We start from the raw sequence: 12,466 nt of genomic DNA, 5'->3' as shown, positions 1-12,466 counted from the left end.
TAGATGGCTAGACCAAAGAAGAAGAACCATTATATGCTCATCATGTGCATCTCAACAATAATCACATCTATAAGCTGTATGTTAATAGAAACCAGCAGCAGCGTTACAGGAGTGACAGTAAAGATAATCTGCTCCTTAACTATTCTTTTATCTTTATACAATCTATACAGATTCGGTAGGTACAACTAACATCAAATAACAACAGTACATAACGCCCAGCCAATGTGGCTAGGTTTCTTTTATGTGTTCCTTCTCTTCAACCGATTGACCCTTGCAATGATCGTCGTCATTTTTGCAGCCGCTAATCCCTCAGCCGTGAATATGTAATAATTAAAATAACATGATGTATGGGGCAAGTTCTACCTGCTCCTTTTCTCTTTCTACCAAAATGATGGTGCCTCAACCCTAGGACAAAATAAATAGCCTGAACCCTCGTTGAGAGGCTCAGGCCACCTTCATTTTTTGATTTCCGTTTTTTGATCGGGATAAGGTTTTCCTTCCGCATCATCCTCAGTGTATACATACCAGTGAGTGTACACTGGTTCATCTTTATCCGTTTCGACGTTCTCTGGCATGCAGATGAACCGGTAGACCGCAGCATCTTCTCCGCGAACCGTTAAAGTAATTGCAAGCTCCGGGTCGCCCCAACTTGGATACTTTATACGGTACTGACCATCAATCACCTCGCTTTGAAAGGATGGACTCGTCATGAATGCTCTGGTTTTCGTAAAAAGAAGCTGCACCTCTGCTTCGTTAAGTTCCTCTCTGAGCGTGTAAGTAACTTCAACCCTAGGAGTGGAGTAACGAATCTCCGTCTTTTGGATAAGTGGAAAATTCTGCTTGATATCCTGCCTGAAAGCTTTAACCCCTTCCGAAGACACTTTGGTGTACGAAGTGCACGCCGTCATGAAGAGAACCAGAGCCAGAACCGGCGCCATCCGGAATACGCTGAAGTATGGCGTAGTGCTAAACCTCATCCGATCACCTGCTTTATTTGATCCTCCGCCTAGCGATGAACGACTGGGGAGTAAGCCATATTTCTCATTTAAATGAACAGCATAGGGAAGATTCGCCTGCTTCCTTACAGTGAACCTTGGAAGTTGGAAGAACGATTTTCCTCATTCACCAGACCGCGAATAAAGGTGTCAAAATCGGGAGCGAGCCAAGTGATCTTGTAACCTTGGTTTTTATCGATATGAACAACCTCGGGCTCGCCAGCATTCCCGGCTGTCCGATAATCCAGCATCACCACCTCTGACTCAGCCGGGCACTCGCATAGCACTACGCCAATTTCCGGGTAGCCTCCTTGCTCGATGATGAATCGGCTGCCGGCTTCTCCACACAGCGAGTGTCTCTTCTCCCGCCCGATGCCCAGCATGCCCGAAACCTCAATGCGTCTCTTCTCGGTAGCGTCCGCATCGCTGACAGCGAAATACCGATAACGCGGAACTCCACCATTATGTAATTTCATCATCTTAATATAGGATGCGGGCAGCTTGAAAACCAATTGTTCCTCCACGGCAGCAATCTGCTCATCGGTCGGCGGGGCCAACACAAATTGTTCTGCGGTTTCTGCGTGATCATCCCAAAAATCCCCGATTTCCGCTTCGCCAATGCTTGCCGTTTCGATTGGGGTTCCGGCGGCAGATTGGGCTGTCCCTACAGCCTTCTCATCGGTTTTGGTTTTACTCCGAATCCATTCCAGAAATTCTTGCGTATCTTCATCTCCCGGTTCCAGTCGGTCTGCCTTTTCAAAGGCTTCACGGGCATGTTCATATTGCTCCAAATAATAATAAGCCAGACCGATGCGATAATGCCAGAGCGGGTCATCCTGTCCCTCTTCCGCAACCGACAAGAACTGCTCGACTGCTTCTTCGTAACGCTCCAAATTATTCAGTGCTCTCCCCAGATGGCTGACCAGGGCATAATCCCGCTCTTCCTCCTTGATCTCTGTAATCGCATCCACGATCTCCTCGAATTCATCCTGTTCATGCCAAGCTTCAAGCCGTTCCAAGAACTCATCTTTCATTGGCCTTGCCTCCCTCTCCTATTCTTTGTAGAAATTATATCATTTAGGTGCTGCACACTCCACAAAGGCGATCGATACCAAACATCCGTCGTCTAAAACCGTGCAGACTTCTCTTCATTTTGAAAACGGGTCCATGTCCTCTTTTCTTGTACAGTTTTTGTATACTCGTTTCGTTTAATATCAAAAAGGATTTTTATTTCTTGGGAGGTAGGTTATGAACGTTTCATTAAAGAAGTATGCTGCTGAATTCATTGGAACTTTTGTTCTGGTTCTATTCGGCTGTGGCAGTGCCGCAACGGCAGGGGGAGAGCTTGGATATTTGGGCATTGCATTGGCATTTGGGTTGTCTATTGTGGCGATGGCCTACGTGATCGGACCGATTTCGGGATGCCATATCAACCCGGCGGTTTCACTCGCCATGTTCATGAGCCGTAAATTAAAGGGTAGCGACTTTATCGGGTACGTTATTTCGCAAATCCTTGGGGCGATCGCGGCCTCTGCCCTTCTGTACGCCATCATCGTCTCCGCAGGCATGCCTGCGACGGGGCTCGGTCAAAACGGTTTCGGCCCCGGCTACGGGATCGGGATTACAGCGTTCATGGCGGTCATTGTCGAGGTCGTTTTAACCTTCGTATTTATTTACACGATTCTGGGCGTGACCTCCAATGAAAGCAATGGAAACATCACCGGTCTGGTCATCGGACTGACGCTCGCTTTCGTACATATTCTTGGCATCGCCTTGACGGGAACGTCCGTCAACCCTGCAAGAAGCCTGGGACCGGCACTTTTGGTCGGTGGACAGGCCTTATCCCAATTATGGGTGTTTCTAATCGCCCCGCTTGTCGGCTCGGCATTGGCCGTTGCTGTGTATCAGGGTCTGAACACCCCTAAGGGAAATTAAGGGCACAACGCTCTTTTATTTTTTGACGCATAGCCCTCCCGCTCCTTTCAAAATTGGTGGGGGCTATTTGGCGTTAGAGCCTTTTTGGAAGCTGCAAAATGTTTTGCACGTGGCGGGTTCGATGTCATTATAGATGGAATTGTTGGTCCTTGGTTCTTAGAGCCATCAATCGCACCAAACCGGACAACAACTCCAACATTGAGTTGGTAGAGAACATGTGGGAGCAGTTTAACAATTTGGGTTGCTATGAATCCAATATTGTTGACACAACCCATCAATCCATCGAACAAAGTGTTTCAACAATAAAAGCTGTGATTGAAAAAAAATCTTCTTTACTCACGATTTGATGCGTTACACAGTTAAAAATCGATATCCCAATGTACGTAGCCTAACGAAAAAACCACTTCAAGCATCATGAAGTGGTCCCATGGAATTTGGTTACTGCTTTTTTTTCATATGCCTTATGTCCGATAATTCCTTTCGAATGGCCAATATGCGTTCAAGTTCCGTTTTGCGGTTCTGCTCTTCGTTCGCCTGATTCAAATGATGCGCATCCATTTCAACAGGTCCTTGACCACCAAGCTTCTGAGGCGGAGCAGCTCTGCCCGGCTGAGCCCGTTTAGGGAGCTGGCTTCGTTTTGATTTCATGATTTTCTCGAAAATGCTGTCTCTAGGTGGCATGCCGATCATCCTTTTTTTTACGTCAGTCATTATATCATCGGTATAATCCATAAAAAATATAAGAGACAAACGTTTACTCTACTAGCTTGGGGTCTGCTTTCTCAACGAAGAAATGTCCACCCGTCGACCTAACGGTATATAGCTCGTCAAATCCTTCACGATATGATGGGGATTGCATTTTCTTCAAAGTACTCTTGATGCCGATTTCCGGAATTCTTTCTTCCCCCGTCCTTTTCCCGCTTCTTTCCAACGAGAGGGCATAGTCGGGCTCAAAAAAATAACCGATGACTTTAAATCGATGTTCTTTGGCACAGCCTATATATTTCTGCCGCTCTTCCATGGTCGGATTGGTGTTGTCGATGACAAAAGGCTGCTTGGCCTCCAGCGAAGCTTGTATAAACAAGTTCTCCCGATTTCTCGTCCTCAACATGTCGAGATTAATCCTCATGTGTGTTTGGAAAAACCTCTCCCTGTAAAACGTCGATTTCCCAGAAGCCTGAATCCCGATAAAAATGACGCATTCCATGCTTACTCATCCCTTGAAAAATAAATATGATTCCTTTTCCACAATCAACTTGCCTGAAGCTGTATTTCGTATCCTTTCATTCTGTCCCCAAAATCGTCTTTTTCATCACGTGCTCCTTTCAATGCTAGTGTCTGTGTGCTCAAACCCCATATACACACCCTATTTTCTCTGTATTGAACACTAGGATTATTACAATTTTAATGATATAGTTAATGATGTTCATCATTGCATTTGTCAAGGCACCTGCCTACGCAGTGCAATTTACATAAGTTTCGGCAAAGGCAATGTCTGGATGTAATCGTGTACAAGGCCAATGTCAGACGACACATATCTTTTAACGGGGCTGGGATCAATGAAAGAAAACTTATCCAATAGTGAAGACGTCGGCTATTTGTTTAACGTCGATATTCTAATCAAGAGCCGCTCGAACGCTTTGGCAATGCAGTCCCTCTTGGAACTCTTAAATGCAGGGGAACCGATCGCGGATTTTCGGATCCAATCCGGCATCGAGCTTGGCAAAATTATCGAAGCGACCATCCAAGCGAAAAAAGACTCCATTATTGCACGGCAAGGAAAAAAAGTGCAAGTGCAGGCACAAGCACAACCGACCGCTCCGCCGGAGGCTCCTGCTTCCAAAGAGACCGGTTCGCCTACCGGCAATTCGTTTGATGCATGGATTGAAACGCTAATCAAGGAAAAACGACTGACGCGGATCGTTGTGAACAACAAAAAAGGCAAACATCAGAGCATTCCATGCCGAATTTTAAATTTTGACCGGGACAACGATATGGTCAGCGTATATCATGTGGATGAAAAACAGGTTTATTCTTTTAAAACCAATGAAATCGATGAGTTTTTATAATATCGCCAAAAACAAACGAAAGCAGCCTACGCCGGAAACGTCATCACTTCCCCGTAAGCTGCTTTTTCCTTCATTTCCGGCTTGCTCCGCGCTGCCACAAATCGAGCGCGAACAGCAGCCATCCGAGAATGAACGCTACGCCTCCGATGGGCGTGATGGCTCCCAACATTTTGACCCCTGTTATGGTGAGTGTATACAAACTTCCCGAAAAAACGATAATGCCGCTCAACAACAACCTCGCCGCCCAGCGAAGTTTGGCCGATTCACCGAGTTGCCCTGCCGTCAGCCCGATGATCAGCAAACCGAGGGCATGAATCATGTGATACTGCACCCCGGTTTCATATACGGCGATGGCATCGGCCCCAACGAACTCCTTCAGCATATGCGCTCCAAATGCGCCTATGGCTACGGACAGCATCGTCAATACGGCGCCAACCGTCATCCATCTTCGTTGCATGTTCTTCTCTCCTCTTGATTCAGTCTTCCAACCTTCACTCTGCACCATGTTTATTGTAACGAAATGCCGGGGCATTTGCCAGTTGCGCAGAATGACGCCGTTCATTTCCTCCCGGCACGGATGAGGCTTAATCTCGTATACATGCTGCATGCATACAAAACCTTGATTTTTATCGTTAATTATGGAAAAGTTATAAGGTAAAATTGCAGCGAGCTAAGGATTGCAGCTCCGTCAATGAAAGAAAATGAAGTTTAAAACCCTACTATAACGGATAAGGAGGGACATTACGTTATGGATCAAAAGCCTGGGCATGAATTTGACTTCCCTGAAGCATCCCCCAACCAGGATTATCATGCAAACGATCAATCATCTAACCCAAAAACAAAACATTCCGGTCCCGGAATCGCCAGTTTCGTGATCGGCATCACGGCGCTGCTTGCCTACATCGTCATATTTGTTCTGGTGACAGCCGCGATAAGCAGCTACATGGGCCATGCGCTCACTCCCGAGCAAGTGGAACAGCTTGCATTGCACCCGGCCATCATCCTGGCCTCCGTCTCGATGCTGGCCTGCATCATTCTTAACCTGGCCGGCTTAATCGTCGGGATCGTCGGCCTGGTCATACGGAATCGCAGGAAAGTATTCGCCGTCATTGGAACCCTGCTGAATGGCCTGATGATTCTGGCCTGCGCAGCTCTTGTGTTCGCCGGGATCTATCTACTTTAATGATGTAACGTTTTCAACATTCCAATTGGACAAAGGAGATCGACATGCCACGAATCAAAATTTTTTCGGACAGCACCAGCGATTTGAATCCCGAATGGATTCAGACTTATGACATCGGCGTCATTCCCCTTTACGTCGTTTTTGGGGACGAATCGCTAAAGGATGGGGTGGAAATCACCCCTGAACAACTATATGCGCGAGTGGACCAGGACGGACGGCTGCCCAAAACGGCTGCACCCTCCCCGGCCGATTTCATGGCTGCTTTCAGACCCTACATAGAACAGGGAGACGACATCCTGTATATCAGCCTGTCCTCCGAGCTTTCTTCCACATATCAGAACGCCAAAATTGCCAGCACTGAATTCCCGGAGGGGCGAATTTCCGTCGTAGATTCCCTTAATCTGTCTTCCGGAATTGGTTTGCTCGTCATGAAGGCGGTGCAGGCGGCTGAAAAAGGGCAAACCTTGGCTGAGGTCACCAAGCTGGTGGAAAGCGTGCGGCTCCATGTGCGAACAGAGTTTGTCATTGACACCCTGGAATATTTGTATAAGGGCGGACGCTGCTCCGGCATGCAAAATCTGATCGGCAGCCTGTTGAAGATCCGTCCGGTCATTCGTGTGGCCGACGGGAAAATGACTCCGGCTTACAAAGTGCGCGGCAAACGGGAAAAAGCGATGGATCAGATGCTCCAGAACAGTCTGGCCGATAAAGAGCAGATCGATAAAGACCTGATCATCGTTGTGCACACCATGGCGAAGGAGGATGCGCTTGCTCTCCAAAAAACGCTGCAGGAGCAAACGGGGGCCCGCGTAGAAATCACGACCGCCGGATGCGTAATATGCAGCCATTGTGGTCCAAAAACGATCGGCATCATTTATCATACCGTAGTCTAACCAAACATCGAAAAAGGGCATTCCTGCACGCGGACGTCGTACGCCGGACAGGATGCCCTTTTGATATGAATCAATAACTCTTCGTCTTCAGCTCGTTCAAATGTTTGAATACATATCCCTGCTTGCGCGCTTCGTCGATAATGGATGCCAGCGCCTCCGTATTATCCTTTGAGACCGAATGAAGCAAGATGACCGCCCCGGGATGTAATTGCTTGAGCACTTGCTGACGCGCATAATCCGTCCCCCGCTGAACGTTCGTATCCCAATCCTTGTAAGCTACGGACCAAAAAACGTTCACATATCCTTGGGCACGGCTCTCGGCCAATGTACGGTTGTTGAAGATGCCGCGCGGCGGGCGCAAATAGGACGTTTGTTGGCCCGTGAGACGATGGATTTCCGTTTGAACCTGTGCCAACTCCGTTTTTATTTTTTCATTGGAGATGCGAGTCATGTCCGGATGGCTCCAGGAATGATTCCCCACGACATGCCCTTCCGCTGCCATGCGTTTTACGAGTTCCGGCTGATCCTTCAAATAATGCCCTGTAACGAAAAACGCGGCAGGCACCTTCTTGTCACGCAAAACATCCAGAATCGCCGGCGTAAACCCATTCTCATACCCGTTGTCAAACGTCAAATACAATTCCTTTTGTTTCGTATCTCCCAAAAAAATGGCATCATTCTGCTGCAAAATGGCTTTGAAGCCTTCTTGATCAATGGACGGCAGCTGGCCGTTCTCGCTTTTTTTGAAACCAAAATGATAAGCCCCGTTAATCGGCGATGCATCCACTTGTCCCGTGCCCACCAACATGCCAATGGCCAGCAAGGTCAATTTGGCGCAAAGTAAAAATCGCTTCATCATATTCTCTCCTGTTCCTGAGTATAGGCGCGTCGTTCTCCGACACAGACGTACACGCATCTACAGGTAATATGCCACAGGACTTTCGAATATATGTAACGGTGCAGCCAGCCTTTTCCTCCACCAAATAACGGAAGCAGTCTCTCAAATAAATAGCTATAATATTGAAAATATGTTAAAATATAATATATTCAGAGTGGGAACAAGGGGGATACCAATGTCAGCACAAGAACGCAACCTTACCTGGCAGCATTCAAGCTTAAGTCGAACGGAACGGGAACACGGTAATGGCCATCGCAGTCTCACCTTATGGTTTACCGGATTGTCCGGCGCAGGAAAGTCTTCTCTGGCCTTTGCCCTGGAACGAAGAATGCATCAGCAGGGCCTGCGTTGTTACGTATTGGACGGAGATAACGTCCGGCATGGGTTGAACAAGGATCTGGGTTTCAATGCCGAAGATCGGCAAGAAAATCTGAGACGGATCGGCGAGGTTTCGAAGCTCATGGTGGATGCCGGGTTGGTGGTACTGTCCGCATTTATCTCGCCTAACGCAGAGGACCGGGAGATGGTTAGGCAACTGTTTGAACCCGGAGATTTTGTTGAAATCTATGTCCGTTGTTCGATCGAAGAATGTGAACGACGCGATCCCAAGGGACTGTACAAAAAGGCACGCAACGGAGAGATCCCTCATTTTACAGGCATTTCAGCCCCTTATGACATTCCCTCTAACCCTTCTCTCATCATTGACACGGAATTATTGCCGCTGGAGGACGCCGTGGACCAAATCATGCAGCATTTGGAGCATATTCAGGCCCTTTCTTTGCCACTCTCATCGGTCAGCGGCACAACATCATGAACTTATTTCCGCAAAATGCAAAGGCGCAGCTGTAGTCTGCGCCTTTCGCATGCCCTGCTTTTAACGTAATCCTATCGCACCTTATCCTTATCCTTGTCCTGCCATGCCTGTCTGCATGCTAAGCAGTTTGCTGAAGGTCCCAACGGGATCCGCCGAGAGCTGTTGGTAGCCACCCTGCTGAATGACCTTGCCCTCCTCCAAAACGATGACCCGGTCCGCCGTACGAATCGTGGACAAACGATGCGCAATGACGATAATGGTTATGCGTCCCCGCAATTGTTCCAACGCGGCATGAATATGCTGTTCATTTTCACTATCTAGAGCACTCGTTGCTTCATCCAGCACCAGTACGGACGGATTGCGCAGCATCGCCCTGGCCAAAACAAGCCGTTGGCGCTCGCCGCCCGACAACCGAACACCGCGATCGCCTATGACGGTATCCAGGCCCTGAGGAAGCTTGCGGACGAATGCTCCGGCAGACGAAAATTGCAATGCCCGCCACATCTGCTCCTCGCTTGCATGGGGATCGACCAACTGCAAATTTTCGCGAATGCTTGAGTGAAACAGGAACGGGTCCTGGGACACATAACCAATCGAGCTCCGCCATTTCAGCAATCGGTCCTCCGACAACGGAAGGTCGTCGATCACGATTTGTCCCTCTTCGGGACGTACCAGCCCCATGATCAGGTCGATCAGCGTGCTTTTCCCCGCTCCGGATTTGCCTACGATCGCCGTCATGCCTTTGGCCGGAATCGAAATGTTTGCTTGATGCAGCGCGTACGAAGGACTGCCTGCATACCGGTAACTGACATTGCGGCATTCGATGCTTCTCGTCAACTCCAGAGGCTGTACCTGGTCAAATGTCATGCCCGTTGCTGTATGGCTTTGGAAAGCCATGTCCGCTTTGCCTCTGCTTTTCCGCGGTCCAGGGATGGTTGGCTCCCGCTCACCAGCTTCCTTCTGCAAGGTGCCTTCGGTGATGCCATCGCTGATTTCCCGGCTGTTCTCCGTCTCCACCTGCAGCTCGCGAACGATCCGGAATGCAGGCAGCATGGAGCTGATGTATTCCAGATTGGACTGAATCGACGTAAATCGCGGCCACAATCTGGAGAAAATCAGAATAATCAGCAAAAGGCTGGTAGGCGGAACGACAAGAACGCGCAGCGAAATATAAATAAAGGCAGCAATCATCACGGCTGCAGACACCCGGTGAATCAACTGCGTTCTGCTGTTCAAACGAATGAACTGGACCACGTTCTGTTCAATCCGTTTGCACATCAGCTCGAACCAGCTGATATGGGACGATTCCAGCATGTTGCTTTTGATATCCTTGATGCCGTTGAAATGCTCCGTAATCCCGTTGTAATAATGCTGCGAATATTCCGTCGTCTGGTCCCCGATTTGTTTGGCCTGCTTGACAAACCTTTTCAGGGCAACGAACAGCAGCAGCCCGCAGACAATCACCAGCAAGGTCAACTTTATCGATAACAGGAAGGCCAGACCGATCTGGATGGCCGTAAAAATGATCGATGCTGCCATCTGCAGCACAATGCCGGTTCCCTGGCTTACGCGGGCAAGCTCTGTCGTCAGCACATGGCTGAAATCGGCTTTTCGTTTCCGAAGAAAAAATGGCCAATTGGCCATGATCAACGCACGATAGGTATCGAGGCGCAGCGTCCGCACGAATTGCTGCTGTATGCGGGTGTTCCGCACCGTCTGCAGTCTTTGCAACCATGCCTGCCCGGCTACGATCAGCACAAAAGCAAGCAGCACGAGAATCAGGCGTGTATGTTCGGGGAAACGGCCGAGCCATTCCGAAGCCCACGGCAATTGAATGCCTGCGCTGCCAGGATCGAAAACGCCGATCAACCCGAGCATGGGTACAAGCATGTAAATGCCGATACCCTCCATCAGGCTGATGCATATCATGCCGATCAGGTTCCAGTACAGAATCGGTCCGGTAATTTCATGCAGTTTACGCATATAAAATCGCAGCTCGGAAATCATGACTTACCCCCTTTCCGTCATCGTACTGCGTTTCATACGGCGCCAACACCATAGAAACGGACGTAACGGAAAATATAGAAAATGCAGGGACTTGGGCAGCGGCAGTTGGGCTACGTCCCAGGTGCTGGGATACAAGCGTTCTTTGAAAAAGAGAAGCTTCTGGCCAGGGCTTCGGAGAGCGAACAGATAGGAGCGATAGATCTTGAGATCGTCGGGCGCAGCCAGCATGCCTTGCATAAACAACAACGCCTGTCGGGCAAGCCGCTCTCCTTTTCCCTCCATACTTGATTGCAGCTCCCCCTGACAACGCTGCAAAGGGGTATTGAACAACGCTGCGGAGAGAATGAGCGCCTGTCCGGCAATCGGCAAGCGTCCTTCGAGCTTCATTCGCCGGGAAACAGCATCCAGGTCAAGGGGCATCGTTCGCAGCATACGGTCAATGTCATACAGCCAGCGCAGCCGGAACCAGCCGTGTCTTGCTCCATGAGTGACCAAGTACGCAAACAAATCCTCGCGCTCCAGCATGCGAACCGGAGTCGAGGTATATGCGCTGACCCTGCTCCTCTGCCACAACGTTTCGAAACCGGCTTCCCGGCCCGTGTCCGGATTTAGTCGCCAATGAATCTCCACCTGCGTTTTTCGAACCGGATGCTTGTAACAGATATGATGCTCGCGCCACTTCCAGCTGCTTACGCTTCGTCTTCCTTTATCGTCCTTGCATATGTAACCGAGATCCAGCAGCACGGCTTCCGCCTGTTCCACATCGTCAAACGGGATTAACAGATCCAGGTCTTTGGAGGTGCGCAGGGAAACATCTCCATACAGGTCATGGGCCAAGGCAGGACCCTTCATCGTAATATTGCGGATCCCGGCTTGCGTCAGTCTTCCGCATACCCGTTCCATCTCTGCCGTCAAATGCAGCATGCGAAACGTATTTGCCGTATATTCCTGCTTCAGGCTTTCCACAACAGCCGGAGGAAATGGCACGTCATGCATCGCGGTGATGTTCAGATAAAGGACGGCGTACAATCTATGGTGCATCGCAAGCTGCAAAAAGAGATTCCAATCCACGCCTTGCAGCCGTTCCCTCCCCTCTTCGGACGAGAGCTTCCGAAAATCTCCGTTCAACATGCTTAGCATGAGCTTGAGCTCCTGTGGAAAACCGGCAGTGCAGCGTTCAAATTCATGTGTCATAAACAATCTCCCCAGACTCCTTCTTCGAACAATGTTTGCCAAACACGCCTACCACCGTATACTGTTCCATCGTATCGGCACCGGTCACGATGAGTTTGCCGCTGCGCAGCCAGGCATGGGCAGCCATCCGTCCCTGTTTGTCACGCGCAGTGCCCATATACAGCGTGCTGTCGATGCCGCGCCGTTCCAGCATTTTCATCGCGGCGATGGCCATCACCAGGCAGCGGCTCTCCCACCAGGCGAACTTGCTCGCCATGAGGATTGCTTTGGATATGTTGCGTACGGTTAAGACATCGGCGCGATTTAATCCGTCCGATGACGTCTCTACCATAGGTGTTCCAAGGCCCGGTGCTATTTTGGCAAACGGCATCGCTTTGAGAATTCTGGCCCAGCCGAGTCCGAAATACGCTTCCCAGATCAACGAACGCATCTCGCTCGGCAAAGAACGATACGTTCTGAGTTTGCGGAGCAGCATCGT

Annotated in this window: 14 protein-coding genes; 5 read left to right on the top strand and 9 right to left on the bottom strand. The window is 49.5% G+C overall.

The features are described 5' to 3' along the window. Positions 1 to 455: 455 nt before the first annotated feature. Positions 456 to 938, bottom strand: a complete 483-nt coding sequence (locus tag SNR34_RS09190) for a hypothetical protein (RefSeq protein WP_486181750.1) — start codon at positions 936 to 938, stop codon at positions 456 to 458. Positions 939 to 1,081: 143 nt separating this feature from the next. After that, on the bottom strand, positions 1,082 to 2,029 hold the full coding sequence (locus SNR34_RS09185) for an SMI1/KNR4 family protein (RefSeq protein WP_486181749.1): 948 nt from the start codon (positions 2,027 to 2,029) through the stop codon (positions 1,082 to 1,084). A gap of 214 nt (positions 2,030 to 2,243) precedes the next feature. Here SNR34_RS09185 and SNR34_RS09180 point away from each other — a divergent pair, with 214 nt between their 5' ends. Further along, complete coding sequence (locus SNR34_RS09180) at positions 2,244 to 2,930, top strand: MIP/aquaporin family protein (RefSeq protein WP_486181748.1); 687 nt, start codon at positions 2,244 to 2,246, stop codon at positions 2,928 to 2,930. Positions 2,931 to 3,368: 438 nt separating this feature from the next. Here the strand turns inward: SNR34_RS09180 and SNR34_RS09175 are convergent, their stop codons facing one another. Both SNR34_RS09175 and SNR34_RS09170 read right to left on the bottom strand, forming a co-directional pair. Next, entirely contained in the window at positions 3,369 to 3,611 is a 243-nt protein-coding gene (locus SNR34_RS09175; RefSeq protein ID WP_486181747.1) for a hypothetical protein, read from the bottom strand. Between the two features lie 73 nt (positions 3,612 to 3,684). Then, positions 3,685 to 4,137, bottom strand: a complete 453-nt coding sequence (locus tag SNR34_RS09170) for an AAA family ATPase (RefSeq protein WP_486181746.1) — start codon at positions 4,135 to 4,137, stop codon at positions 3,685 to 3,687. A 352-nt stretch (positions 4,138 to 4,489) separates the two neighbouring features. On the opposite strand from SNR34_RS09170, the gene SNR34_RS09165 reads away from it, so the two are divergent. After that, on the top strand, positions 4,490 to 4,999 hold the full coding sequence (locus SNR34_RS09165) for a hypothetical protein (RefSeq protein WP_236421147.1): 510 nt from the start codon (positions 4,490 to 4,492) through the stop codon (positions 4,997 to 4,999). Positions 5,000 to 5,069: 70 nt separating this feature from the next. On the opposite strand, the gene SNR34_RS09160 is transcribed toward SNR34_RS09165, so the two are convergent. Beyond that, a complete protein-coding gene (locus SNR34_RS09160) occupies positions 5,070 to 5,456 on the bottom strand; it encodes a DUF423 domain-containing protein (RefSeq protein ID WP_486181745.1) in 387 nt (128 codons plus the stop codon). A gap of 291 nt (positions 5,457 to 5,747) precedes the next feature. Here SNR34_RS09160 and SNR34_RS09155 point away from each other — a divergent pair, with 291 nt between their 5' ends. Together SNR34_RS09155 and SNR34_RS09150 are read left to right on the top strand one after the other, a co-directional pair. Then, positions 5,748 to 6,182, top strand: coding sequence for a hypothetical protein (locus SNR34_RS09155; RefSeq protein ID WP_486181744.1), 435 nt, complete (start codon positions 5,748 to 5,750; stop codon positions 6,180 to 6,182). A gap of 44 nt (positions 6,183 to 6,226) precedes the next feature. Next, positions 6,227 to 7,075: a DegV family protein gene (locus tag SNR34_RS09150; protein ID WP_486181743.1), complete on the top strand. Its 849-nt coding sequence runs from the start codon at positions 6,227 to 6,229 to the stop codon at positions 7,073 to 7,075. 70 nt (positions 7,076 to 7,145) lie between these two features. Here SNR34_RS09150 and pdaA read toward each other — a convergent pair whose 3' ends face one another. Then, entirely contained in the window at positions 7,146 to 7,931 is a 786-nt protein-coding gene (pdaA, locus tag SNR34_RS09145) for a delta-lactam-biosynthetic de-N-acetylase (protein WP_339277145.1), read from the bottom strand. Positions 7,932 to 8,148: 217 nt separating this feature from the next. On the opposite strand from pdaA, the gene cysC reads away from it, so the two are divergent. Then, positions 8,149 to 8,787 carry an adenylyl-sulfate kinase gene (gene cysC, locus SNR34_RS09140; RefSeq protein WP_486181742.1) on the top strand — a complete coding sequence of 213 codons (639 nt, stop codon included), beginning with the start codon at positions 8,149 to 8,151 and terminating at the stop codon, positions 8,785 to 8,787. Positions 8,788 to 8,874: 87 nt separating this feature from the next. Here the strand turns inward: cysC and SNR34_RS09135 are convergent, their stop codons facing one another. Genes SNR34_RS09135 through SNR34_RS09125 form a run of 3 tightly spaced genes read right to left on the bottom strand, consistent with a single transcriptional unit; the run spans position 8,875 to position 12,463 of the window. Continuing rightward, entirely contained in the window at positions 8,875 to 10,770 is a 1,896-nt protein-coding gene (locus SNR34_RS09135; protein ID WP_486181741.1) for an ABC transporter ATP-binding protein, read from the bottom strand. A 27-nt stretch (positions 10,771 to 10,797) separates the two neighbouring features. Then, positions 10,798 to 11,988 carry a nucleotidyltransferase domain-containing protein gene (locus tag SNR34_RS09130; protein ID WP_486181740.1) on the bottom strand — a complete coding sequence of 397 codons (1,191 nt, stop codon included), beginning with the start codon at positions 11,986 to 11,988 and terminating at the stop codon, positions 10,798 to 10,800. Further along, on the bottom strand, positions 11,978 to 12,463 hold the full coding sequence (locus SNR34_RS09125; RefSeq protein WP_339277139.1) for a lasso peptide biosynthesis B2 protein: 486 nt from the start codon (positions 12,461 to 12,463) through the stop codon (positions 11,978 to 11,980). Before SNR34_RS09125 ends, SNR34_RS09130 begins: the two co-directional genes overlap by 11 nt. Positions 12,464 to 12,466 lie beyond the last annotated feature (3 nt).

Source organism: Paenibacillus sp. XP01, from assembly GCF_057364885.1.
The sequence above is the reverse complement of the archived record's forward strand: the minus strand, read 5'-3'. Positions and strand labels throughout refer to the sequence as shown.

Coding starts and splice junctions, on each gene's coding strand:
- SNR34_RS09130 (WP_486181740.1), bottom strand. CDS start 11,988: ATGACACATGAATTTGAACGCTGCACTGCCGGTTTTCCACAGGAGCTC.
- SNR34_RS09185 (WP_486181749.1), bottom strand. CDS start 2,029: ATGAAAGATGAGTTCTTGGAACGGCTTGAAGCTTGGCATGAACAGGAT.
- SNR34_RS09135 (WP_486181741.1), bottom strand. CDS start 10,770: ATGCGTAAACTGCATGAAATTACCGGACCGATTCTGTACTGGAACCTG.
- SNR34_RS09180 (WP_486181748.1), top strand. CDS start 2,244: ATGAACGTTTCATTAAAGAAGTATGCTGCTGAATTCATTGGAACTTTT.
- SNR34_RS09160 (WP_486181745.1), bottom strand. CDS start 5,456: ATGCAACGAAGATGGATGACGGTTGGCGCCGTATTGACGATGCTGTCC.
- SNR34_RS09170 (WP_486181746.1), bottom strand. CDS start 4,137: ATGGAATGCGTCATTTTTATCGGGATTCAGGCTTCTGGGAAATCGACG.
- SNR34_RS09150 (WP_486181743.1), top strand. CDS start 6,227: ATGCCACGAATCAAAATTTTTTCGGACAGCACCAGCGATTTGAATCCC.
- SNR34_RS09175 (WP_486181747.1), bottom strand. CDS start 3,611: ATGCCACCTAGAGACAGCATTTTCGAGAAAATCATGAAATCAAAACGA.
- pdaA (WP_339277145.1), bottom strand. CDS start 7,931: ATGAAGCGATTTTTACTTTGCGCCAAATTGACCTTGCTGGCCATTGGC.
- SNR34_RS09190 (WP_486181750.1), bottom strand. CDS start 938: ATGGCGCCGGTTCTGGCTCTGGTTCTCTTCATGACGGCGTGCACTTCG.
- SNR34_RS09125 (WP_339277139.1), bottom strand. CDS start 12,463: ATGCTGCTCCGCAAACTCAGAACGTATCGTTCTTTGCCGAGCGAGATG.
- SNR34_RS09165 (WP_236421147.1), top strand. CDS start 4,490: ATGAAAGAAAACTTATCCAATAGTGAAGACGTCGGCTATTTGTTTAAC.
- SNR34_RS09155 (WP_486181744.1), top strand. CDS start 5,748: ATGGATCAAAAGCCTGGGCATGAATTTGACTTCCCTGAAGCATCCCCC.
- cysC (WP_486181742.1), top strand. CDS start 8,149: ATGTCAGCACAAGAACGCAACCTTACCTGGCAGCATTCAAGCTTAAGT.